17 protein-coding genes are annotated in these 24,115 nt (G+C 42.4%); 5 read left to right on the top strand and 12 right to left on the bottom strand.

The genetic code is table 11. The features are described from left to right. Positions 1 to 352: 352 nt before the first annotated feature. The gene (locus tag DDZ16_RS08840) at positions 353 to 1,516 is read right to left on the bottom strand and encodes a ChaN family lipoprotein (protein WP_146192218.1); all 1,164 of its coding nucleotides are present in this window, start codon (positions 1,514 to 1,516) and stop codon (positions 353 to 355) included. 220 nt (positions 1,517 to 1,736) lie between these two features. After that, entirely contained in the window at positions 1,737 to 2,597 is an 861-nt protein-coding gene (locus tag DDZ16_RS08850; protein ID WP_109264098.1) for an alpha/beta hydrolase, read from the bottom strand. A gap of 410 nt (positions 2,598 to 3,007) precedes the next feature. On the opposite strand from DDZ16_RS08850, the gene DDZ16_RS08855 reads away from it, so the two are divergent. Continuing rightward, the gene (locus DDZ16_RS08855) at positions 3,008 to 4,069 is read left to right on the top strand and encodes a sensor histidine kinase (RefSeq protein ID WP_109264099.1); all 1,062 of its coding nucleotides are present in this window, start codon (positions 3,008 to 3,010) and stop codon (positions 4,067 to 4,069) included. Continuing rightward, the gene (locus DDZ16_RS08860; protein ID WP_109264100.1) at positions 4,066 to 4,794 is read left to right on the top strand and encodes a LytR/AlgR family response regulator transcription factor; all 729 of its coding nucleotides are present in this window, start codon (positions 4,066 to 4,068) and stop codon (positions 4,792 to 4,794) included. The genes DDZ16_RS08855 and DDZ16_RS08860 overlap by 4 nt, the downstream gene beginning before the upstream one ends. Here the strand turns inward: DDZ16_RS08860 and DDZ16_RS08865 are convergent. From DDZ16_RS08865 to DDZ16_RS08900, 8 genes are all read right to left on the bottom strand, one after another. Then, positions 4,791 to 6,284: a WG repeat-containing protein gene (locus DDZ16_RS08865; protein ID WP_109264290.1), complete on the bottom strand. Its 1,494-nt coding sequence runs from the start codon at positions 6,282 to 6,284 to the stop codon at positions 4,791 to 4,793. The genes DDZ16_RS08860 and DDZ16_RS08865 overlap by 4 nt on opposite strands. Positions 6,285 to 6,380: 96 nt before the next feature. Continuing rightward, positions 6,381 to 7,310, bottom strand: coding sequence for an outer membrane beta-barrel protein (locus DDZ16_RS08870; protein ID WP_109264101.1), 930 nt, complete (start codon positions 7,308 to 7,310; stop codon positions 6,381 to 6,383). A gap of 226 nt (positions 7,311 to 7,536) precedes the next feature. Beyond that, positions 7,537 to 9,000: a lipopolysaccharide biosynthesis protein gene (locus DDZ16_RS08875; RefSeq protein ID WP_109264102.1), complete on the bottom strand. Its 1,464-nt coding sequence runs from the start codon at positions 8,998 to 9,000 to the stop codon at positions 7,537 to 7,539. Positions 9,001 to 9,009: 9 nt separating this feature from the next. Further along, positions 9,010 to 9,915, bottom strand: a complete 906-nt coding sequence (locus tag DDZ16_RS08880) for a glycosyltransferase (RefSeq protein ID WP_109264103.1) — start codon at positions 9,913 to 9,915, stop codon at positions 9,010 to 9,012. Positions 9,916 to 9,964: 49 nt separating this feature from the next. Then, positions 9,965 to 11,104, bottom strand: a complete 1,140-nt coding sequence (locus DDZ16_RS08885) for a CapA family protein (protein WP_109264104.1) — start codon at positions 11,102 to 11,104, stop codon at positions 9,965 to 9,967. Between the two features lie 49 nt (positions 11,105 to 11,153). Beyond that, positions 11,154 to 12,749, bottom strand: a complete 1,596-nt coding sequence (locus DDZ16_RS08890) for an asparagine synthase-related protein (protein ID WP_109264105.1) — start codon at positions 12,747 to 12,749, stop codon at positions 11,154 to 11,156. A gap of 123 nt (positions 12,750 to 12,872) precedes the next feature. Next, complete coding sequence (locus tag DDZ16_RS08895) at positions 12,873 to 14,333, bottom strand: lipopolysaccharide biosynthesis protein (RefSeq protein WP_109264106.1); 1,461 nt, start codon at positions 14,331 to 14,333, stop codon at positions 12,873 to 12,875. 489 nt (positions 14,334 to 14,822) lie between these two features. After that, positions 14,823 to 16,223, bottom strand: a complete 1,401-nt coding sequence (locus DDZ16_RS08900) for a polysaccharide deacetylase family protein (RefSeq protein WP_109264107.1) — start codon at positions 16,221 to 16,223, stop codon at positions 14,823 to 14,825. A 236-nt stretch (positions 16,224 to 16,459) separates the two neighbouring features. On the opposite strand from DDZ16_RS08900, the gene DDZ16_RS08905 reads away from it, so the two are divergent. The 3 genes from DDZ16_RS08905 to DDZ16_RS08915 all read left to right on the top strand — a co-directional run bounded on the left by DDZ16_RS08905 (position 16,460) and on the right by DDZ16_RS08915 (position 23,248). Continuing rightward, positions 16,460 to 18,046: an aspartate:alanine exchanger family transporter gene (locus DDZ16_RS08905; protein ID WP_109264108.1), complete on the top strand. Its 1,587-nt coding sequence runs from the start codon at positions 16,460 to 16,462 to the stop codon at positions 18,044 to 18,046. A 251-nt stretch (positions 18,047 to 18,297) separates the two neighbouring features. Beyond that, positions 18,298 to 20,661 (top strand): penicillin-binding protein 1C, encoded by a 2,364-nt coding sequence (pbpC, locus tag DDZ16_RS08910; protein ID WP_232526594.1) that lies wholly within the window; start codon positions 18,298 to 18,300, stop codon positions 20,659 to 20,661. Positions 20,662 to 20,950: 289 nt separating this feature from the next. Then, positions 20,951 to 23,248 (top strand): glycoside hydrolase family 3 N-terminal domain-containing protein, encoded by a 2,298-nt coding sequence (locus DDZ16_RS08915; protein WP_109264109.1) that lies wholly within the window; start codon positions 20,951 to 20,953, stop codon positions 23,246 to 23,248. A 216-nt stretch (positions 23,249 to 23,464) separates the two neighbouring features. Here the strand turns inward: DDZ16_RS08915 and DDZ16_RS08920 are convergent, their stop codons facing one another. After that, positions 23,465 to 23,734: a TIGR03643 family protein gene (locus DDZ16_RS08920; protein ID WP_109264110.1), complete on the bottom strand. Its 270-nt coding sequence runs from the start codon at positions 23,732 to 23,734 to the stop codon at positions 23,465 to 23,467. A gap of 8 nt (positions 23,735 to 23,742) precedes the next feature. Next, positions 23,743 to 23,913 (bottom strand): Lacal_2735 family protein, encoded by a 171-nt coding sequence (locus DDZ16_RS08925; RefSeq protein ID WP_232526595.1) that lies wholly within the window; start codon positions 23,911 to 23,913, stop codon positions 23,743 to 23,745. Positions 23,914 to 24,115 lie beyond the last annotated feature (202 nt).

The raw sequence follows: 24,115 nt of genomic DNA on the forward strand, positions 1-24,115 counted from the left end.
AGATTTGAGGATAAGGGCCATCCCGGCATAAACCGCATTTGATGGCTAAAATCTTTAAACTCTCCCGATTAGTTTTGTAAGATTTTTGGTGCCCAAAAACCAACAAAAACTAATCTCGGGATCAAACAGAAAAGATTTTTAAACGCCATCTTCACTTGTTTTTTTGGCTCACCGGTCAAGGCCGTCCTTTTCGGTGGGGCTGCGTTCAAGTTGGGTATAAGAACGGATACTCATTTTATCTTTTTACAAGGGCTATTTCCGAAACTATCTCGTTGAAATCTATTTATTGGTTAGCTTCTTGTTTTTAAAATAATCAATTAACACTAAAAACACAATGTGTTATACGACACATTCAAAACACACTCTCCCCAAGAACAGGGGCATAGCGTTTTTGCAGATTGGCATAATCCCTGATCAACTCCATATATTCATCAAGGTTGTGAAGCTCGGGTTTCCAGTATGGGTCAGGGATATTAGGCTTCACCTCATCCCATGTATGTCTGTCAAACCAATGCTCATCTATGGTGCATCCCACCTGGTCTTTGACTGGCGCAAGGAAAATATAGCCGTCAAAAAGCTGATCGAGTGTAAAGCCGGGATAACCCATACTGTAGTAACTGTTGTCGGGCAACTTTCCGATGGGTGTATTGATCAGATTGAACCCTGCAGGCTGATTCTGGTTAAGGCTCATGATTTCCTCCAGGCGTCCATTAGCGGGGGTCACCATTGATGGAGAGTGATTCAACCGGTTGCCAAAAGGGTAGTGCAACAAAACGCTAAACACCTTGTCGGGATATTTGCGATAAAGGCGATTGCCGAGATACTGATCCTCATACTCCACAAAATTGTCTTTAATCACATTGAGCGACGGCATCTTGTAGCGGGTAAACCCATGCACGGATCCCACCAGAAAAAGGCCTTTCTCAACTTTGGAGATTAGCTCCTGTTCTATCAGTTTGGCCCTGAAAGCATCAGGCGTCCCCTTGTGAAAAACCCGGCTCATATTCTCCGGCGATTGCACACCTTCCAATTTAGACCAGTGGTATTCGTAGCTGATATTCAAAACCCTGAATGGTCTTTCTCCTTCAGACAAGGACTGATTGAAAGCCCAAGCTGCACGGTATATGTCCATATATTCCTCATAGGCCCATCCCACATTATAGCGAAACATAATTTCCCGGGCCACCTGCTCATCATAAGCTTCAGCGGTGATTAATGAATCCAGGCGCTGCTGGGCTTCCAATGCTCCAAATTCCATACCCAGGGTAAAAACACCCGCTTCGTAAAGAGCTGGTATCAAAGACGCCACAAACTCCAGGTTGTTCTGGATGGCATGATCTTCAGCCAGGAATAAAATGTCGTAATCCTGAAATCTGTCCACCAGATAATCAGAGGGACTAAGGGCATTTTGCTTAACCCATCCGGCCAGTTCGCCATTGGTCCCCGGAGATTGGGATAAGCCCTTCGTAGTACAAAACAATATTGAAATTAGAAGTATTAGAATGTATTTTCTCATAAATGGTCAATTAAAAACAGATTCATAAGCATTGAACTTATTCCCGGGCTCATTTGGGATTCTCCTCCCTTCTGACAGGCAGGCTTTCAGGGACAAAAAAAACGGGTTCCATGAAAATCCTTTATCCGACAACGGCACAGGCGGCCCGATCCATGCTCTCTGCTCTTGGCTCCACGCTCTCTGCGCCATGCTCTCTGCACCATGCCCCATGCTCTCTGCCCTATTTCCTCAGCAAAAACTCCAGCGGGATATGCACCCTTTTGCGCCAGGCATTTTCGGAGTGGTCGGCACCTTTAAACTTTTTCGTCATCCAGTTTTCTCCCTGGATATAGCCCTGATTGGCCACATGTACATCCACCTTCTCCTGAAAGGGTTCATAGAGGGAATCGAGAGTGGCCGTGCCATAGTCGAAGTAGATTTTATGAGTGGCAGGTTCGGGCAAATTCTTTTCAACATATTTTAGAAATACCCCATCCATCGCAGGCCAGTGTGTTGACAAACATGCAGCACCCCCAAAGACCCCGGGATATTCGGAAATGGCATAGCAACTGATAAGGCCCCCCATACTGGAGCCCATAATAAAAGTATTCCCGGGTCCCGGTTGAGTAGCAAAGGTTTCATCGATAAAGGGCTTCAGTTCCTTGGTCAGGAATTTCAGGTAATGATCCGACATCACTTCTCCTTCAAAGCCTTTGGGCCGTTCCATGGTGTCTAATTCCGCCTTTGGGGCATTGGGCATATATTCCAAAGCCCGGTTTTCGGTATTGTAAATGCCCACCACGATAACGGGACGGATTTTTTTCTCTCGAATCAGTTTTGTGATGACCTCATCCATCCCCCACTCTTGCTCGTTCCAGGTGGTGGCAGAGTCGAAAAGCATTTGTCCGTCGTGCATGTATAAAACCGGGTAAGACTGAGCTTCATTATAACCGGGAGGCAACATCACCATCACATCCCTGGCCGGAATGAAATCCGATTCCATCTTCGGAAAATGTTTGAAGGTTACGGATTGGTCGTCACTTTTTGAGCTTTTACAGCTCATCGGCAAAAGCGCCAGCAATAAGATTAGAAGATTTTTCATAGAACTATAAGATTTTAATGAATATATTAATACTTAACCAAGGTTATACAACGAGAGACAGTAAAAAAATCCAGGTTTGAGGTCATTCTGAGCTTGTCGAAGAATCTGTATGTGAAAAAACGGATGTTTCGATTACGCTCAACATGACTCATCCTGGGTGTTTCATTCTTTTTATACAGCGTCATTAACCTCATCTCCTTTTTATCTCTTAGCCAACTGAAATGGTTCAGTCATTTTTTACCAATTAATTAAGTATTGGCATCATTTGCAACAAAATTGGACAGACAACGGATTGGAAGGTACAGACAACAGGAAAAAGTTTATAAATTTTACTGCTAAGAGGAATATTTTTGGGGAAGCCCAATTATTATTACTAATTATGTGCAAGGCGTCTTTTTATTTTCAGGAACATGCAAATTATTCGATCCGGCAAGAGCAGGCTTAAGAAAATTGTAAACAATAAGGTGGTTCAGCACACCCTCTACTGGGTATTTTATCTGGTATTTTTTGCCACCGCCTGGGGCAGTCAGGACCAGCAATTTATCAGGAATTATCTGGCCGAAATGATTCGCCTTCCTGCCAAAATGCTGCTTGTCTACTGGGTCATTTATTTCCTGTTTCCACGTTACTTTTATCACGGAAAAATATGGAAGTTCATTCTCTTTTTCCTGGGATCGGTATTTGCCATTGCCATTGTCCAGCGCTTTGAGGACAATTACATCATCCTCGATAGATTTTATCCCGATTGGGAAATTCAGCCACTTTTTAGTCCGTTGGTAATAATCCGTACAGCAGTTGATTTAGGATCGGTACTGGCCATTCCCGTTATTGTGAAAGTGGTAGAATATCTTTCCCGCATCCAGCAACGGGAGCAAACTCTGGCACGCGAAAAGCTGGAAGCCGAACTAAGGCTTTTGAAAAACCAGGTTCAGCCTCATTTCCTTTTCAACACCCTCAACAGTCTGTACGCCCTCACGCTGAAGAAATCGGACAAAGCACCGGACGTCATCCTCCGGCTCTCTGATTTGTTGCGGTACATGCTTTATGAAACCAATGCCCCACAAGTTGACCTTGAGAAGGAAGTGGAATGCATCAAAAGCTACATTGAGCTGGAAAAAATCCGGTATGGCAGCCGGATAGACCTCAGCTTAAATTTATGGGGGCAAACAGATGGAAAAACCATTGCACCCATGCTGATTCTTCCTTTCATCGAGAACAGCTTCAAACACAGCACCGGAGGTTTTGATGAGGGAGCCTGGATTACCATCGAACTTGGCGTACGCGAAAAAGAGTTGGTATTAAAAGTAGAAAACAGCCTATCCGGTGAGACTGGACTGCAAGATTCGGTACAGGGTGGTATCGGGCTGCAAAACGTCCGGAGGCGCCTTGACTTACTCTACCCTGACCGCCACAAACTGAACATTAACCAGGGGAGCGATACCTACGAAGTCTTTCTAAACCTGAAACTATGAAGACCATTAAATGCTTAATTGTTGATGACGAAGAACTGGCGAGGGATGTCATTGAAGAATACATCAACCGCCTGGATTTTATGGAACTGGAAGGCTCCTGTAAAAGTGCAGTGAAAGCCCTTGCTGTACTCAACGAGAAGTCCGTTGATCTTTTGTTTCTGGATATTCAAATGCCGGGTCTCACAGGCATGCAGCTTATGAGGAATTTATCCAATCCTCCTGAGGTGATTTTCACCACTGCCTTTACGCATTACGCTCTCGAGGGATTTGAGCTGGAAGCCCTGGATTATCTGGTAAAACCCATTTCTTTCGAACGATTTGTCAAGGCCGTAAACCGGTATTTCAAAATACATCCACAGCCCAATCAGCCAGCTGCTGCAAAACCTGAAACGATTGCTGAAGAACCCTTTATTTTTGTGAAATCCGACAAGAAGATGGTAAAGGTGATGCTTAATGAGATGGTAGTTCTGGAAAGTATGCGCAATTATGTGATCATTACCATGACTGAGGGGCGCGAATTAAAAACCCTCAACAGCATCAGCAACATCGAAGATAAACTTCCCGAACGGGATTTTTTGAGAGTACATCGCTCTTTTATCGTGGCTTTGAAGAAAATTGATGCTTATACCCCCACCTTAATTCAGGCGGGGGAGAAATCAATTCCCATCGGTCGCCACTACAAAGAGTCTGTTTTGAATATTTTGGAGAAGAATAATATCATTTAATCAAAAATAAACATGATCCCAACCGAGAATGGGTATAATTCAGGGCCCTCTCCCTCTTTAAACATAGGTTCGGGATAGTAAGTGCCATAAAGTGAAAAGTTGCCATATCCAGCCCTGGCCATAAAGCCATACCGGAAAGTGGGCAGGCCCATATCGCCCCGTTTCTTTTTCTTCTGCTCGCCGTCATCATTGCTGAATACCACTTTGGTGTGAGACTGAACACGCACGCCTCCCACAACACCACCGGAAATGTAAAAAGCATCCGATCCGTAGCGGTCAGGGATCTGAATTTCGGCCAAAAGCGGAACATTCACATGCAGTATCATCAACTTGCTTTTGGAGATGGAAGCATCCGGTTCTATTTCGGGAAACCATATTCTGCCGGGTTCATCAATATCTGAGTATTGCTCCAGGTTGAACCGGTAGTTGTTGTACTGAAGCCCAATTCCGGTAGTCAACCCAAACCAGCTCCCAAGCAACCTTAAACTTTCCTGAACGGGGTATACAGACACTTCCAATGACTTAGTCTGATTCAGTTCCATAAAGCCATAACCCTCAGGCAGCTCCTCCTGAAAGTCGGCATCAAAATAACCGTTCATGCCAATTCCTGCTCCGGCGAGGTGCCCGTTGAAATAACGACGACGCTTTTTCCTTTCTGAAAAACTGATGCCTTCGCCTTCATGCCAAATATCAATATGATCCTTCTTAATGCTGATGCGTGGCAAATCGTCCTGTTCTGCCCCTTTCTCTTCTATTTTACGTACGGGCTCAGGCGCCTCTGCTTCATTTGTGATTTTCCCCTGCCGGTTGACTTTAAAATAATCGCCGTCATTAACCACCAAAGCCTTTCCGTCTTCAAATGGCCAAACCTGGTCGTAGATGGGAGGAACCACTTCATTCCCGGCTTCATCCACATAGCCCATTTTACCGTCACGAATCACTCTGGCGAGGCCATCTTTGTAATCCCATATGTGCTGATAAATAACGGGAACAATAATTTCACCGGAAGTACTCAGATAGCCGGTCAATCCATCCTTAATCACTTTCAACCGCTCGTTTTGGGGTGACCAGATGTGCTGATACTCGGTGGGAATAACCATCAGTCCATCGGAATTGACATAACCGAATTTCCGTCCCTTCATCACTTTAGCCAAACCATTTTTAAATTCCCATATCTGATCGTATTCAGCCGGCAAAATGATCCCTTTCTCCAGGTGATACAATCCGGTCTTCATATTCAGTAGCACCCGGATGTAATTGTCTTTGGTAGGTGTCCAGACCTGGTCGAACCGACAGGGCACTATCTCTCGTCCCTTGCCATCAGCAACTCCGATGTGGCCGTCCTTCATCACCCTGTAAACTCCGGGTTTCATCTCCCAGTGCCGGTCATATTTCTGCAACACAGAATCGACTTTTTGATTTTGAGAAACAGCATCTGAGATAAAAACTGTCAAAATCAAAATTACCGTTGTTATGATTATTTGTCGCATAGCATTCATTAGGTTGTTAGATGTTAGAGGTTAGATGTTAGAGGCTGGAAGATAGAGGTTAGAGGAAAGTCCCCCTTTGGGAGATTTAGGGGGCCCTTAAAACTGAACCAGTGTTACGCCAACAGTCCAGGGATAGACTTCAGGTCCGCGGTCTTTCTCAAACAAGGGGGACAGGTCACATTTGGCATATAGCTTAATCCATTTCAATCCCAACCTCACCATGGTGCCGTATTTAAAGGCATTGATATTTAAATCTTCCCGCCATTTCTCCTTTTCACGGCCACCGGGATCGCTGAACACCACCTTAGTATGCGAACCCACTCTGAAGCTGCCATACATTCCGGCAGAGATAAAGAATCCCCGTTCATTATCCCCCGAGGGCAATTGTAATTCCAAAAGCACAGGAACGGTCAGGTGGCTGGTGACAAGCTTGTTCTTCTCAACGGCACGGTCAGAAACACGATAGGTGGTATTTCCATCTTCCCCCCGAATCAGAATATTTGGGGAATCAAACCTGTAATTATTGATCGTCCATCCCACGCCGGTAACCACTCCAAGGTTGGTTTTGTGTTTTTGCAAACCAATGCTGTACTGCATCAGATTCATACCTACCGCCACCGATTTTCCACCATTCAAATCCAGCCATGATTTTTCATCGGGCATTCCGCTTTCAAAAGGTGATGTAAAAAAGAAATTGGTCAAACCTAAGTCAAATCCGGCCCAGTGACCTTTAAATTCCTCAAGTGGTTTATGCACCATTTGAATCCGGGTGTGCCGGTTATCTTTTTCAATAATGTCAAACCTTCTCCGTCCTATGGTAATCCGGGTAATGGTATCGTTAAGATCATCCACCTCCACTACGGCTCCCGGAACTGTCACCCGGGTGCGATGAGTGTCTTCCTCAACTGTTACGATGTTTTTAATTCCTTCTGTGGTTCGGGTGCTGTCTTGCTGAGCATAAATACCTGGTGGCAATATCAACAAGAAAACTAAAACCCATGCACTGTATTTTACATTCCGTCTCATAATTCAACTTCTTTAATACTTTTGATTTTTCTTTTTTTTTGCAAACCGGGCGCTCTCGTTTGTTCTGATGTTGTGACGCAGGAGTATGACGGAATGTTACAGGGAGGGGAAGATTTTTCAGGAGATTATTATTTGAGACACATGAGGTGATGAACCATATCAGGCACATAATGGCATTTGAGGTAATTGGTGGATGATAGCAAGATTTCATCTTTAATCAAAGCGATTACTTTCCCCGGATTTTCCGATAAATTAAACCCACTTCCTTTATTTCCTCTTTGTTGATGTGGCCGGTAAGGAACATGATCAAAACAAAGAAAATAACGATGGCGAGTTTTAGAAGCCAGCCTGTAATTAATGAAAGTTCAAAAACCTGTATGCCAAGCAAGACCAAAAGGCACCAGGTAACCAGCAAAATCAGATTTCTTAACCATGAAAAGTCAATGGGCTCAACGTCTTTCACTTCGAAAAGAAACCAGATCATAGCAAAGAGCTGAGCTGCCATAGTGGAAACAGAGGCCCCCATTTTCCCAATTAGCGGCACCAAAACAAAGTTTCCTCCAAGGTTAATAACCGCACTTACCACTAATATCAGGGAGATTCGACGAGTTCGTTTATGCTTATTAAGTGGCAGGGCAAACAGCTGACGAAGCCCTGAAAACATCATCGCTAATATCAGCACCGGCACAATTATTACCGATGACTGAAAAAACTGACGGCCCATCGATACCACATAAATAATTTCAGGAGAGAAGAGTACAATGCCAAGGCCTCCCAATGAAAGCAGTACAATAAAATACCGCACAATGCGCTGGTAAAAGGCAGCACTGTCCTTTTCATGCATGGTTTTGAAAAAATAATTGGTATATCCTGTAATGAATGATGCCACCACAACCATCTGAATCAGATTGGAGACTTTAAACCCCATGCTGTAACCGGCTACTTCACTCAGATTCTGGTATTGATTGATGATGTGCCGGTCGCTTAAAGTGAGTACTGTTGTGAGAATATTACTGATGGCCAGAGGAAGTCCGTACTTCAGCATTTTTTTTAGCACAGGACTCCTGAAGGATGGCAGCATATTGCGCCAGATAAGCGGCACCATCGGCAGGAAGGTGAACAAATGGCCCACAAACTGCCCCAGGAAAATGCCCTTAAGGCCCATGTCCATGAACTCCAGAAATACAAATGTAAAGCCGAGCACCAAGAATATATTCAGAGAAAACCACCTGGTTTGTTTCGCAGCTTTCTGTTCCAGCTTAAGCAAGTAAAAAGGAATATCAAACAGCAGACGAAACAATGTACCGCCACAAAATAAAAAAATGATTGACCAGTCAATGTCTGTTTTGAATATTTCCCGACTGAAAAGAACCAACAATCCCCCGGTTAACATTACTGAAAGCACACTGGCTATCAAATTAAAAGAATAGGTAGTGTAAAAAAGTGCCTTCTTGTCGTCACCCGACTTAAACTCATGATACCAGCGTGAAAGACCAGCTTTAACACCTAATCCGGATAGTATAAGAATGAACTGAAAAATGGTCTCAAACAGTGAAACAACGCCAAAAGCTTCTTCCGAAATGTATTCCAGATACAACATCAATACTAACACTCCACTCAACTTGGAGAGGATATTACCTACACTGTAAATGGCCGATTGCCGGAATACAAACCGGGTTTGATTTTGCATGACTCAAATTTAACGGATGCTGTTGAGATAGCGTGCTATTTTTATTTTATTTATGGTTTGCCTGAACAATGAGGGTAAATAAAACCTTCGAAAGGCCTGACTGATAAGGTTATCGGTGGTTGCAGGTGCCGGATTTAGATTTTTCTCACTCAGGCTCACAGCATACTTACCCGATTTATCCATATGCGTACCCGATCCGTCGATACCAATATTTCTCACGAACGATTTAACGGGATAAATATTGGATTTACTGGCTTCAAAACAAGCCTGATTGAACCGTACAGCCCAGGAACCTATTTCCCCCTGGTGCTGTTTTAGTAACATAACCGGCAAGTCTCTCCCCTGCTTTTCCAATTCTTTTATTTTATCCGGACTACTGATAAAGCTGTTGAAATTCTTCACTTCCCAGTCCACTAACTGCCATCGATCTCGCCAGGTCCCCCAGCCCCAGGAATTGATTCTTGGAAAACGGAAAGCTTCGTATGGATAATTTGCCGGAATAGAAATCGGTGGACAATACCCGGAAATGGAGAATATTTCCTTGTCCGAGGCATATTCTTCCAGTCCTTTATTCATGAAATTCAGGAAAAAAGGTGAGGTCTCCAAATCGTCCTCAAGCACAATACAGGCGTCATGCGATTCCAAAACTTTAGTTACTCCGTTAATGATAGATGCTGCCAGTCCCCGGTTCTCTTCACTTTCCTGAACGATCACTTTCTTAAACCCGGAAACATTATTAATCACCTTACGGACTTGTTCTACAGCGGGTTTATCCTGTTCCCCCCGGCATCCATCCGAAAAGATGTATATATCCGTCTCGCCAGCTCCTTCATTCTTTAAAAGGGCCTCGATGGTTTTCTGCAGATGAACAGGACGGTTGTAACAGAAAATGACAACTGGGAAAAAACAACTCATAAATTATCAAATATTTGGGAAGCAATTGTAATAGAACATAAGATGCAGATTAGGTATCATCTGATCCTTCGGCTTTCATTTGTAAAGTTCGTTGGGTAACATATCGGTTGGTCTCATTTCGAACAAGGTGCAAAAGCAAGAGTTCCCTTGAGCGCTTTCTGTGGTTCTTAAAAAACAGCTGAACCAGTATTTTTTTTATCCTTTTGGGCAGGCTGTCTCCTGACGCAGGAACCTGAAAAACGGAATGAAAATATTTCAACGACATTGATTCATATGCTTTAGGATACAATTCCTTTACCAGCTTATTATATGTTTCTTCTTTCAATAATCCATTAAGCCGGTCAACCGAAATAGTTGATTCCTCTTCAGTAATCCGCTTTAACCAACCGTTTTCAATACGGTGATAGATAAATTCTCCACTTATTTTCTTTTTCTCATCTATTTTCAATAATAATGAAAGTCCATCCTCAGTGTGGTTCTTAACAGTTTTTGGGAAAAAGAAATTCCCCAAACTGTAAAAAATGGGTTTCCCATTATAATATTCATATCCCTGTGGTACATGGGGATGTGCTGCAACAACACAGTCGGCCCCCAAATCGCATAACTCTTTATACCGGTCCCGCCATTCAATCAATGGCACATCATAATTTTCAAGACCAGCATGGGCAAGAAAAATAAGAACGTCAACTTCTTTTTTCAAACTGGTTACGATCTCATTAATTCGCCGGTGATTTATCCAGGCATAGCCTCCCCTGTCTTCATGATCGGAGGCTATTTGTCCAAATTGAGCTTCAGAGGCATTGATATACCCGATTTTTAATCCTCCGATATTCCTTATCATTGGCATATAAGCCTCCTCCGATGAAAGCCCTGCCCCAATAGGATGTAACCCCTGGAAGTGAATCTCATCAAGTGTTGCTTTCAACCCTTCATAGCCGTAATCACAGATATGGTTATTGGCCAATAACAACATATCAAATCCGTTTTCTTTCAGGATTTTTACAGTCTGAAGTTTTTGGCTTTTCCATGAACCGGCTTTCGGAATAACCTGTCCATCAGAATCTACAGGTGCTTCAAAGTTACAGATGGAGAAATCAGATTTTCTGATAATCTCCTTCATCGACTTATCCAAAAAATCTTCTGTTGTTAAAGCATTCAACAAATCTCCTGCAATAAATAGTTCTGCCATAAAGGTATTTTTAAAACAACGACAATGGGTAATATTCTAAAAAGTGACTCTACTGATGTTTTCGCAATGTTTCCTCCAGCGCTTTAAATGCCAGGTAGGAAGGGAGATAAGTATTAAGCCTGTTTTTTATACCCAGAGGTTTTAGAAGCTCTTTTACCACCCTCTGAGAAGTAAAAAAAGCATTGGCTTTCTCTGCAAAAGATCCAACATTATTCAAATTCCTGTTCACCTGCTTTACCAACTCATCCGGAATGGGAGAACTCTTCAGAAGATTTTCATTAAGAGGCTCAAACTTAAAATTACTGAATAATTGCCTGTTAAGGGTATTTCTGGTATCACCATAGAGGGAACGGTTACCTACATAAAGGTCTTTCTTTTTGAAAAAATCATTCACCCATTTTCGTTGGTCCCTTCGTTCTCCGGGCAATGACAACATTTTTGTTACAATGTCAAAATTATGATAGGGCGAAGTGGAAGAAATCCCCATAACTGCAGGAAGTTTATATAGGTAGTGCAGCAGGCTCATCTTTATTCGCATGGTTAATATGGGATACCATTTCAGGTTGGAAAAAAGTGGTTTATTTTGTTCAAAAAACCTGGCTTCAGCTTCCGTTTCCCGATACTCCATCCAATGATAACTATTGATTCCGTGCGTAAGAGCCAACCCATAAAGATCGGAAGGGCTTGTTACGGATTTTTCGGGAGGATGCCCTCCCTGGAATGCACTTCCTGATATGCCACTCAATAAAAGAGGGGAATCTGCCAAATCAATCTCCTGCAATATTTTTTGGTAAAATTCAATGTGCATCATTCCATGCAGATGAGTGCCAAACCCAAATGCATCGTGCCATAAATCCATGTATTTATAGGCATCCTTTAAAAAAATCTGATCCCATTTCAAATTCAGTCTTTCAGCAATATTTTTGGCAATGCGCGACTCAAAGCTTTTCCTTTGATCCGGAGAAATTCCATAAGAATAAGTTCTAACCCGGGATTTATAGTGACAGGGGATTAAAGCATTAATAATTCGTGAGTCAAAACCTCCTGAAAGAGGACTCACCACAGTCCCGGAAGTTTGATCTAATACATTGATTATGTCTTTTTCTAATAAATCCCAGATTTCATTTTCTTTTGCAGGAACAGAAAGATCGACCGATAATGCAGGATCTTCTTTTTCGCGGCAGGTCAATCCTTCTTCACTGAATTTAATCGAGGAATAATACCTCATCATGGAAACATCTGCAAAAGGAGTTTTCCCAAAAGCAGAAAATCCATATTTCATAAAGAGGTAAACGCCTTCATCATCGAATCGGGGAGAATTGCCAATACAGACTTCAGGAAATGTTGAAATGATTTTTTCTTCTGAGTTAAAATATACAGGTATGCCGCCAATCCAATCGTTATCTATTAGAACATTATCGTGCTCAATTGTAAGTAAAAGGTTATGGTGAAGAAGGCTCTTATGAGGGGGAAACCCAAGTGACCATACTCCTGGCTCGATGGGGGCAATATTTTTGTCCATGGAATAAAGGTAAAGGTATCCCCATTTACCACTAATGGTTTTTACACTCAGGTCAGGATTTAGCTTTGGAAGATATTTCAAAGGGCTTTGAGACAATACAAAACCGGCAATTTTTGATGTCATTTTATCTTGGGTTTTAATATTCAGAGAACAGTTCAACAAAGATAATGATAAAAGTTCCCCTGATCACCGTTTTCAATAATCAGCGACTGATCTGATATCGAAATAACGATACACAGAAATAATTTAAAAAGATTTTAAAAATCTATTCAGGTCAGGCACCACTTTAAAAATTTTCAGCCAGAAAACATATAACAAAGAAATGGTAAGACTTTTTGCTATCAAAACCAGAATCCAGTGCCATTCCGGATTCAAAAATGAAACCGGGATATAACTGGCCACCCCGGCAACTATTATGGTGAAATGCTGAAGGCTCAAAGATTTAATCCCCAAACGGAAGTACAAAAAGGCCAAATTCAAAATCACAAATGCCAATTTAGACAGCGCTGAAGCCATTGCAGCTCCTCCAATTCCCCAGATGGGAATAAAGGCAATGTTGGTTAAAACTACCAATATCCCTAAAACAAAGGTGAAATAGGTAGTATAACGGTAATACTTTGAAGTAGAGATTATCAGTCCGCCTAACCCTAAAAAGCAATGAAAGACATTTGAAAGGCCAATAAAAAAGATCACCCAAACCCCTTCTTCAAAATTTTGGGGAATGATTTTAAAAACTCCATCTATATTTACCCATATTCCTATAAATATATACACTCCCAAAGCCAATTGAGAAACCACACTTCTATCATATATCCTCTGAAGTTGAGCTGTATCATTATTGGACCAGAGATTTGCCAGATGAGGTGTAGCAATTTTCCCCATCGCACGACGAGGAATTTGCACCAAAGTCCCAACATAGTTGGTCACTGAATATATTCCGGTTAATCCTAAGCCTAAAAAGAAATTGATCATATACCGATCGATATATGTAATAAGCATGTTTCCAAAGCCGGATAAGATATAAAAACCTCCAACGCTGAACATTTTGGAACGGTGCCGGGCTGTAAGCTGTTTATCCGGCCGCTTTATAAAAAGATGCCCTTTTCTCCATAGCTCAAGAATAATAACAACCGGAGGCAGGGCAAGTCCAATGGTATACCAAAAAAGAAACTGGGAAAAATTCAAAAGATCAAAGTAAAAAGCAACGATCAGAATAAGATTCAGTATACGAAAGACAAAATCTTTAAGAAAGGTTCCGATTACTGATTTTTCTAAAACAGCTGCATAAATGTCAAAAACAATAAATGTAAGAGTAAAGAAGGTAAGCGGAATAATATATACACCATACTTATTTAAAAGGACAGAATCCTCAACTTTTGACTGAAGTATCTCATCGCTAAAGAATCCATAGAAAACAAGGAAGCCGGAAAATCCAGCAAGAACCACTAGCGAAAGGATATTAAAAAAACCATTGTGTTTCTGTGATTTATCCTTAAAATAGTGGAAGAAATAATTGGTGACCCCGTTTATGCCAAGTGATGAAAACTGAGCAAAGATGGCAGAAAGAGCCAATAAAATGTTTATAAGACCAATCTCTTCTTCGGTAAATATCCGAGGGTATAAAACAGCTACATTTATTCCTCCGAGAACAACTCCCAGATAGGCAAATACAGAGCTTTTTATGGTTTGTCTTGCTATAATTCCCAATGCAACGGTATTATAATTATCAATTCAAGGTAATCGGGACTTGCTTAATATGCAATTTTATTGCTATACTCCACCAGGCTTTTACAAAAAATTCGCAATGGCTATTATCGGACACATCCTTGTTTAAGGTAATACACCTATTATCAGTATTATAAAAAATTTCCATATGACTCAAGTTGCTTTATTTCGGGATAATAATACATCAATAGATCGTTAGTCCCGATGCTTCGGGATAGATATTAGATTTAAGATAAATCATAACAAAATGATAATCCGAGCGTTAACCCAGAAATCTATTGATCTATAAACAATTGATTCAATGCTCATTGCAATCCCGAACCATCCGGATAACGGACTATTAATACATGTGAGTTAGATCTTTTCCTGTCAGGCAAAACTTTCTTTTGAAGGTTGGAAGATGGTCTTTGGGGTCAATATTTTTTCTTCTGCCTTCTGGCTGCCAAACTTGTGTCTGTTGTTTACTTACATCTAAAAATCTAACGAACTATTGCTAACTCTATTAATAATCTCTTCTCCAGGCACCCCCTCCCCGCCGTTTTCAACAATCTCCCCAAGTAAACTTTCATAAAACTCTGTCACTCCTTCATATTCAATATTGCTGAGGCGACAGTTGTGCCACAACAAACTAAAGATGCCACCAAATTTCCGGGCCTCTGAAGCATAATGCAGAGCCAGGTTTCGCAATTCCGGAAACCCCGCTTTTCTGTATTGAAGCACCGAAACTTCCATCATAACCAATGGTATCTCCCAAATATCCATCATCTGGTCGCTTTCAAAATCATAAGGATGAAACGGGAAACAGTAACCATTTCGATAACCGTCCTGTTCGGCAAAAGCCAGACTGGTATCGTAGGTTAATCCTGTATCTTGCTGGATCATGAAAGTTTGCGGATGAAAAAAGCGTAAGTAGTGTTGCCGGATTCCCTTTGGCTGATTCCCCAAAACCATGTAAAGATCCTTTTTTTGCCGCAGCAGATTTTCAAGGTCATAAGCCGAACGCATGGTTCCATGAAGCCCTACTTCAAATCCCTGATTTTTCAGATTATATATCAAGGACTTGATCTTATTAAAGTGAAACTTATACAGCGAGTTATCGAAACGATCTTCCTGCTTAAGAAAGAAAAAGGTTGACCGGATTCCCAAGCGGATTTCAAGGTCTGTTATCCAACCGAAATTCCACCAGGGATCCTGCTTTTGAAAAGGATTTAAATTAAACAGGATGCCTTTTAAAAACAGTTTAAATGTTTTAGTATAACTGTACCCCAAGGGTGCTAAGCCCATGAGCTGCTTAATCTTATTTAAGACCCGGAATGGATGATGGAAGGCAACCCGATCCACATCATGACTCAAAAAGAAACCAAAATCATCGAACAACCGCTTCCTTTTTATGCTCAACCCTTGTTTCTTGGAAAAAATCTCCAGCCCCTTGATTATCATTTCAAAATAGTAATTGACCAGAGGTAAATGAACACAGTCAAGTTTTTGCTGAATGGAAAAAGCATAAGGAAATCTTCCGTAACGATCCTTCTGGGTTGTTTCCACTTCCTGAGCACCTGATAGTAAATAAAAGATGGACGATAAGAAATCAAAATTAAAAATCAGATTGCTTTGTGCATCCTCATAAAACAGTTTCTTCTTAATATTTTTTAAACCAAACAGTACCGGTATTTTTTTCCCATGAAAGTCAACCTCAACCGGATTTGGATTTTCTATTTCAGAAAAATAAAAAACCACTTTTCCGGAAATTTTTTCGGGTATGGGTTCTCCTTCCTTAAGAACAATAACCCTATTCCGTTCTAATACCTCTCCGGTGACGTGTTGTCGAAGATGAAAAAAAACATACTGAATTTTGTTTTCAGATAAATACATCTAACCGATATAACTTTGATTTAACAATAACCCAACAGACCAACCTTAAAAGCAAAGATAGCACACTTGGCAGACTTAGTGGCTTTGTGATAGTCATATTTACAAATTGCCCCTCACAATAATATTTTTTACCTTTCGAATACTCATGAACCTGATTAATATAATTTAACGTCGTCTCACCAAATGGCACAGCCTTTTCCCGTAACTTTGCAAGTCAAATCTAACACTAAAATCCTATGGAAGTTTTTACATCCCAGTACTTCGGACTATTTGTAATCATCTGCCTTGGCTTCATCCTTGGAAGCATAAAATTCAAAGGAATATCTCTTGATATTTCAGCCATCATTTTTGTAGCCTTGGTTTTTGGTCATTTTGGAATGACCATGCCTCCCATTATCGGGAAACTCGGACTGATTCTTTTTATTTACACCATCGGAATGCAAGCCGGCCCCGGTTTCTTTGAGTCGTTTCGGCAACAGGGGAAGACTCTTTTTATTCTGGCTACCATTATTGTTGCCTCAGCATCAATCATCACTTTTGCAGCCTTCTGGTGGACGGGTGTCGACATGCCCATTGCCATCGGACTGCTGACCGGTGCATTGACCAGTACCCCCGGTTTGGCTGCTGCTATTGATGCTACAGGTTCTCCCCTGGTATCCATCGGTTACGGAATCGCTTATCCCTTTGGTGTAATAGGAGTTATCCTTTTTGTACGCTTATATCCCAAACTAATCAAAGCCGATATCAAAAAAGCGGAAAAAGAATATGAGATAATGAATGAATCTGGTTTCCCCGAGATCAAACATAAAACATTCAGGGTAGAGAATGAAAATGTTGATGGCAAATCAATTTCAAAATTGCGTATCCGGTCAATGACGCAAGCTGTAATATCTCGTATTTTACACAAAGGAGAAGCTGTGGTTCCTTCTCCGGACACAGTTCTTAACAAAGGCGATCTGGTAAGAGCTGTGGGAACGGAGGATGCGCTAAGAAAAATCAAACTGCTGATAGGAGACGAATCCAAGGAGGAAATTCCCCTTCATAAATCCTATGAAGTTCAGTCTGTACTGGTCACCAAGAAAGATGTCATCAACCAGCCACTTGGAGCCTTTAACCTTTGGAGCAATTACCAGGCAACAGTGACACGCGTTCGCCGTAGTGGAATTGACATAACCCCGTCACCCAGCCTAAAGCTTCATATGGGAGATAAACTGACTGTAGCCTGCAGCCATGAAAATATGAAACAGGTGGTTCGCATTTTTGGCAATAACGATAAAAAGCTGTCAGACACAGACTTCTTCCCTATTGCAGCAGGTATTGTGCTGGGAATTTTGGTTGGTGAAGTTTCTCTATCTTATGGTTCCGGAATGACCTTTAATTTGGGCTTAACCGGAGGTATTCTTGCCGTTGCGATGATATTGAGCCGCATTGGACGAACCGGCCCCATCATATGGAGTATGTCAGGAGCTGCCACCCAGTTGTTGAGACAGGTTGGATTGATGTTTTTCCTGGTACAGGTAGGAACCAATGCCGGCGCTCAATTAGTGGATACCTACTCGCAATATGGTTCTCAGTTATTCCTGATTGGTGGCGTCATTACCCTGACCCCGATGATTCTGGCTGTCATTGCGGCTAAATTCATGAAAAATATGAATGTCCTTTCATTACTGGGTGCCATTACCGGATCAATGACCAGTACTCCAGGGCTGGCAGCTGTTGACCCCATGACAGAGACCAATGCCCCGGCCATCGCTTATGCAACAGTATATCCGGTAGCTATGGTATTATTGATTATCTTTACCCAGCTGCTTGGGTTTTTTTAGACAAGTTTTTTTGAAACACAGAAGGAACGTAAGGGTTTTTGAACCCACAAGAGAAAGCCTGCTTCGTCGCTCGTCAAAGACGAGAAATTAAAAGAGGCTGTCTCAAAAGTATAAAATATCAAATGAATGTCATGTTGATCTGAGTCTAAACATCTGTTTTTCAAATAAAAAGATCCTTCGACAAGCTCAGGATGACATCAAAATCGGACTTTTGAGACAGCCTCTAGAAAGTAGTCCTGTTCAATCTAAAAATGACCAAGCTAAAAATAAAACTTATGCCCCCCAAAAGAGGAAAGACCATCCGTTGGGTTTCCATTTTTTTGGGGTTGTTTTTGCTTTTTCTTCTGGTGCCCGTTCCCCGTTTCAATCGTCCGTTTTCAACGGTGGTAACAGCTGCTGACGGTTCTTTACTGGGTGCTCACATTGCAGAAGACGGTCAGTGGCGCTTCCCCGCACCCGACAGTTTACCAACAAAATACAAAGCAGCACTTCTCTCTTTTGAAGATGAATACTTCTATTATCACCCGGGTGTTAATCCGTGGTCAATTATTCGTGCTTTTGGGCAAAATATTTCCAGGGGACACATCGTAAGCGGAGGCAGCACCATCTCTATGCAGGTGGCACGCATGGCAGGCAATGCGCCACGAACTCTTGGGAATAAAATATGGGAGATATTCCGGGCCCTCAGACTGGAACTTAGCTCTGGTAAAGAAGATATACTAATCACCTATGCAGCCAATGCTCCCTTTGGTGGCAACATTGTGGGTTTTGAAACGGCCTCGTGGCACTATTTTGAAAGACCACCCCGTCATCTCACCTGGGCCGAATCGGCATTGCTGGCCGTTTTGCCCAATGCCCCGGGAATGCTGAGACCGGGAACCAACAGCTCTCAACTCAAAGCCAAGCGAGATCGTTTATTGAAGAAACTTTTTGAAAAGGGACACATTGATCAAACCGAACTTTCGCTTTCGATAAAGGAACCATTACCTGAGGGAGCCAGACAGTTGCCCTCCCTGGCACCTCACCTGGTAGATTATTACCTGAAAACAGCCAAAGGGCAAAACATCATCACCACTATTGACCCGATTCTTCAGTCACGGGCTGCAAAAGCTCTTCAGCGCCACTCCAGCCGGATGGCAAAAAACCACATCCGCCATGCAGGCGCCCTCATTGCCGAAATTGAAACGGGACATGTACTGGCCTATATTGGCAACAGTGCACCCCGTGACGGCGAGGCCGGTCACGCCGTTGACATGATCCGTGCCAGGCGCAGTTCGGGCAGTATACTGAAACCATTTCTTTACAGCGCAGCCCTTCAGGACGGCAGTATTTTGCCGCACACCTTATTGGCAGATGTTCCCACTCAATACCAAAATTATGCTCCGCAAAATTTCCATCGTCGCTTCGATGGAGCTGTTCCGGCAAACGAAGCTCTTTCACGGTCTTTAAATGTTCCTTTTGTTAGGTTACTTCACCAATACGGAGGTGAGCGTTTTCTCAAAAAAATATCTGAAACCGGTATTACCACCCTCAACAAAGGCTATGATCATTATGGCTTGAGCCTGATTCTGGGAGGCGGAGAGGTAACGCTTTGGGAATTAGCAGGCAGTTATGCCTCCATGGCGCGTATCCTTCGGCACTACAGACTTGACAACAGCAGGTATCGAACCAATGATGTCCGTCCGGTAACATTAACACCTCAATCTGACAGTAACTCTGAATTAAGTCCATATCCCCCGGTATTTTCGGCTGGCGCTGCCTGGTGGACTCTCGAAGCCATGAAAAGTGTTGTAAGGCCACCCGAGGAAGCGGGTTGGGAAAATTTCACTTCACAACAGAATATTGCCTGGAAAACCGGAACCAGCTTTGGTTACCGGGATGCCTGGAGCGTAGGAGTAAACGGAAGATATGTGGTGGCAGTTTGGATGGGAAACGCTTCCGGTGAAGGTCGGTCAGGGTTGCTTGGCGGCACAACAGCTGGCCCATTAATGTTCAGGTTATTTGATCTGTTGCCCAATAGTGATTGGTTTGACCTGCCCCACGATGACATGAAAGAAGTACAGATTTGTTCAAAATCGGGATACCGGGCAGGCCCTGATTGCCCGGAAAAAGAATCACAACTCATTCCCTCCTCAGTCAAAAACAATCTTGTTTGTCCTTATCACAAAATTATTCATCTCACCCCCGATCATCGCTTTCAAACCCGGCAATCATGCGAGCCGGACGGAGACATCGTATCTGAGCCCTGGTTTGTATTGCCCCCTCTCATGGCCTGGTATTACAGCCGCCAACATTCCGACTATCGATTTCTGCCTCCCAGGAAACCGGGATGTTTTATCACCGGGGAAAAGCCCCTGGACTTTATCTATCCCAATCCGGGAGCCACCATTATGCAACCTGTAGATCTGGATGGAGAAAAACAAAAACTGGTATTTAAGGTAGTCCATGCAAACCCGGAGGCCAAAATATACTGGCACCTTGACAACAGCTACCTGGGTCAAACCCAAAATCCTCATGAAATAGAATTGGATCCCGATGAAGGACTTCATAGAATTACTGTAGTGGATGAAGACGGGAACCGATTGATTCGACGGTTTCGGGTGGTGGAAGAGTGATTTTATTTATAAACAGTACTATCATATTCTGGCCAATCATTTTTATTTTCACTTAAATTACATCTCACCTCAACACCCTTTACAGATACCTGAAAACAAATAAATTAACACTCAGCAAACACTCCAATGTTGAGGTTTTATATAGGTGAAATATTGTTTGGGTTGAGACTCTGTAGGGTCATTTTATTTCTTCATGAATTGTGTGCCAATAAATTTGTTGACAGGATAATTTAATCCAAACCTCATGTCAATTAATTCACACAATTAATAAAAACAAAAGCTATCTGAAATGAAAAAACAAATGATCAACATTGGCTTTTTTGCGATTCTGCTTTTTACGACTGTAAGTGCATTTTCCCAGTCGGGAGTAAAAGTTGAGCGCATTAAAGAAGTAGAATCTCTTTTGGAGAAAATGACCCTTGAAGAGAAAGTGGGACAAATGGCCCAAATTACGCTGGACAAATTCAGAGAAAGTGCAGACCCGGTAAAACTGGATGAAGAAAAGCTTAGAGAAGGACTTGTTAAGTACAAGATTGGGTCTATCCTTAATACAATGAAGAATCGGGCCCGGACTCCCGAAGAATGGCATTATATTATCAGTACTATCCAGGAAGTTGCAACCGAGGAAACACGCCTGGGAATACCTGTTGTATATGGTATTGATGCCATTCATGGAACCACTTATACTGCGGGCGCCACACTTTTCCCTCAGCAAATAGGAATGGCTGCTACCTGGAACCGTGAATTGGTCCGTAACGGTGCCGAAATATCGGCTTATGAAACCCGTGCTTCTTCCATTCCATGGAATTTCTCACCTGTTCTCGACATGGGTCGTGACCCTCGCTGGCCCCGCATTTGGGAAACATTCGGAGAAGATGTTTACCTCACCTCCGAAATGGGAATGCAGATGGTAAAAGGGTATGAAGGTAAAGACAACGATGTGGATGACCCCACCCATGTGGCCTCCTGTCTTAAGCACTTTCTGGGTTACGGCGTTCCCTTCTCCGGAAAAGACCGTACCCCGGCCTGGATCCCTGAGATGGAGCTCAGGGAGCGTCACCTGCCATCTTTTGAAGCAGCAATTGATGCAGGAGCCCATTCCATTATGGTCAACTCGGGACTTATCAATGGCATCCCAACACATGCGGATCATTATCTGCTGACTGAAGTTTTAAAAGGTGAGTTAGGCTTTCAGGGTGTTGTGGTTACCGACTGGGCAGACATTGGCAACCTTCACGGACGTGACCATGTTGCACGTACGCAAAAAGAAGCCGTAAAACTGGCCGTTAATGCAGGTATAGATATGTCCATGATTCCTTACACCTTTGAATTTTGTGACCGCCTGGTTGAGCTGGTTAACGAAGGAGAAGTTCCCATGTCACGCATAAACGATGCCGTTCGCCGCATCTTAAACATGAAGTACAAATTGGGGCTGTTTGATACGCCAGTGACCGACTACAAAGACTATCCTAAATTTGGAAGTGACGAATTTGAGCAGGTAGCTTACAACAGCGCCAAAGAGTCCATTACCCTTCTAAAGAATAAAGACAAAGTGTTACCGCTTTCAAAAGAGGTAAAAGTACTGGTAACGGGGCCCAACGCCAACACTATGCGCCCGCTTAACGGGGGCTGGTCATATTCATGGCAGGGCGAGCTCGTGGACGAGTTTACAGAGGAATACTCCACTATCCTGGAAGCCATCCAGTCAAAAATCGGAAAAGAGAATGTAACATATGTACCCGGGGTGGAATATGACCTCAGCACGAAAAAATACAATGTCGAAATCCCGGGAGACCTGGAACAAGTGACAGCTGCAGCCGCTGATGTGGATTACATCATTTTGGCCATTGGCGAAAACTCCTACACCGAAAAACCTGGTGATTTGCACAGTTTGAGGCTTTCTGAAAATCAAATTGAGCTGGCCAAAACAGCCATCGCAACCGGAAAACCTGTTATTGCAGTTTTAAATGAGGGACGTCCCCGGGTTATCGGCGAATTTGTTTCAGATCTTGATGGTCTGTTGCAAGCTTACCTTCCGGGAAATATGGGAGGACTGGCAGTAGCCGATGTGCTGTTCGGCGATGTTAACCCCAGCGGTAAACTGCCATATACATACCCCATGCATGTCAACACCCTGATGACCTATGATTACAAACCTTCGGAGCATCAGAAAAAGATGGCAGGCATGTATGATTACGAATCAGATTTTGCCATACAGTTTCCATTTGGCTATGGTTTGAGTTACACCGAATTTGAATACAGCGATTTGCAACTTAGTACAAACAATTTGTCCGGAGATGAGACATTGAAAATCTCTGTAAAAGTGACTAATTCGGGAGACCGAAAAGGAAAAGAAGTGGTCCAACTCTATACATCTGATCTTTATGCTTCGATCACGCCCGATGTAAAACGTTTGAGAAGATTTGAAAAAATTGAAATTGAACCCGGCGAAAGCCAAACAGTTTCTTTCGAGCTTACTGCAAAAGATCTGGCTTTTGTAAACAGAAAACTAAACAAAGTAACAGAACCGGGAGAATTTGAAGTTACGGTAGGCGGATTAAAAGAGAAGTTTGAATATACAAAATAAAGAAGTGCCTTTTAGCACAGGAGAGGTTGTCTCAAAACTATAAAACACCAAAGGAATATGTCATACTGAGCGCAGTCGAAACATCGGTTTATCAATCAAAAAAGATTCTTCGACAAGCTCAGAATGACATTCAACATGGAAGGCAGCCTCTTTTTTTTCCATTTGGATCAAAGGAAATGATGAAAATGAAGCAAACTTCAGTTTAAAATCCGCCACCTATCGTTTTGAAATCTTATTGTTGCTGATGATCTTTTGTCTGCTACTTTTGAACCGTGTCACAGAGTTAGGCCTTTTTGCAAGATGTTTTAAACTTGTACCTGAATTTACTCTCTTGCGCCACAACCTGAAGCTCGATGCCTTCAATTCACTTCTCATGAGACGGATGACATCCTTCTCTGCCAGTCCAAATTGAACTTCAATGGCCTCAAAAGGCGTCCTGTCCTCCCATGCCATTTCTATGATTCGATCCATTTCAATATCAGTCATAATTACAATCAAGCTTTTTGATTCTTTAAAGCCTCAATTTTCTTAACTACCTCTTCTGCTTCTGCATATTTTTCATCCGAAAGGCGACGGTTAACTGTGGAAAGCTTATATGCTTCCTGCATGAGCTTTTCATATTGTTTGGCCAATTTCTTTTTGGGATCTTTCTTGAATAAATTCATGATATCGTTTTTCGTTTAAGTGTTTTATTTAGTCTTTGCAAGAAAACACCAACTACTGCGATATTCTCGTTTTTGAAACAGTCATTTACGAAAAGTAAACTCCTTGATTCCATCCCGATGCATCGGGACGAAAGCCTTGTATTTGGCGCTTTCTTATCAAAGACTGGAAAATCCATAGTTTTCTTGCTTTCACTATTTAAAG

It is taken from the genome of Marinilabilia rubra (assembly GCF_003121985.1).
In the GTDB taxonomy this organism is placed as follows: domain Bacteria; phylum Bacteroidota; class Bacteroidia; order Bacteroidales; family Marinilabiliaceae; genus Marinilabilia; species Marinilabilia rubra.

Excerpts from the sequence above, each read along its gene's own strand:
- DDZ16_RS08840 (WP_146192218.1), bottom strand. The coding sequence starts at position 1,516 with ATGAGAAAATACATTCTAATACTTCTAATTTCAATATTGTTTTGTACT.
- DDZ16_RS08850 (WP_109264098.1), bottom strand. The coding sequence starts at position 2,597 with ATGAAAAATCTTCTAATCTTATTGCTGGCGCTTTTGCCGATGAGCTGT.
- DDZ16_RS08855 (WP_109264099.1), top strand. The coding sequence starts at position 3,008 with ATGCAAATTATTCGATCCGGCAAGAGCAGGCTTAAGAAAATTGTAAAC.
- DDZ16_RS08860 (WP_109264100.1), top strand. The coding sequence starts at position 4,066 with ATGAAGACCATTAAATGCTTAATTGTTGATGACGAAGAACTGGCGAGG.
- DDZ16_RS08865 (WP_109264290.1), bottom strand. The coding sequence starts at position 6,284 with ATGCGACAAATAATCATAACAACGGTAATTTTGATTTTGACAGTTTTT.
- DDZ16_RS08870 (WP_109264101.1), bottom strand. The coding sequence starts at position 7,310 with ATGAGACGGAATGTAAAATACAGTGCATGGGTTTTAGTTTTCTTGTTG.
- DDZ16_RS08875 (WP_109264102.1), bottom strand. The coding sequence starts at position 9,000 with ATGCAAAATCAAACCCGGTTTGTATTCCGGCAATCGGCCATTTACAGT.
- DDZ16_RS08880 (WP_109264103.1), bottom strand. The coding sequence starts at position 9,915 with ATGAGTTGTTTTTTCCCAGTTGTCATTTTCTGTTACAACCGTCCTGTT.
- DDZ16_RS08885 (WP_109264104.1), bottom strand. The coding sequence starts at position 11,104 with ATGGCAGAACTATTTATTGCAGGAGATTTGTTGAATGCTTTAACAACA.
- DDZ16_RS08890 (WP_109264105.1), bottom strand. The coding sequence starts at position 12,749 with ATGACATCAAAAATTGCCGGTTTTGTATTGTCTCAAAGCCCTTTGAAA.
- DDZ16_RS08900 (WP_109264107.1), bottom strand. The coding sequence starts at position 16,223 with ATGTATTTATCTGAAAACAAAATTCAGTATGTTTTTTTTCATCTTCGA.
- DDZ16_RS08905 (WP_109264108.1), top strand. The coding sequence starts at position 16,460 with ATGGAAGTTTTTACATCCCAGTACTTCGGACTATTTGTAATCATCTGC.
- pbpC (WP_232526594.1), top strand. The coding sequence starts at position 18,298 with ATGACCAAGCTAAAAATAAAACTTATGCCCCCCAAAAGAGGAAAGACC.
- DDZ16_RS08915 (WP_109264109.1), top strand. The coding sequence starts at position 20,951 with ATGAAAAAACAAATGATCAACATTGGCTTTTTTGCGATTCTGCTTTTT.
- DDZ16_RS08920 (WP_109264110.1), bottom strand. The coding sequence starts at position 23,734 with ATGACTGATATTGAAATGGATCGAATCATAGAAATGGCATGGGAGGAC.
- DDZ16_RS08925 (WP_232526595.1), bottom strand. The coding sequence starts at position 23,913 with ATGAATTTATTCAAGAAAGATCCCAAAAAGAAATTGGCCAAACAATAT.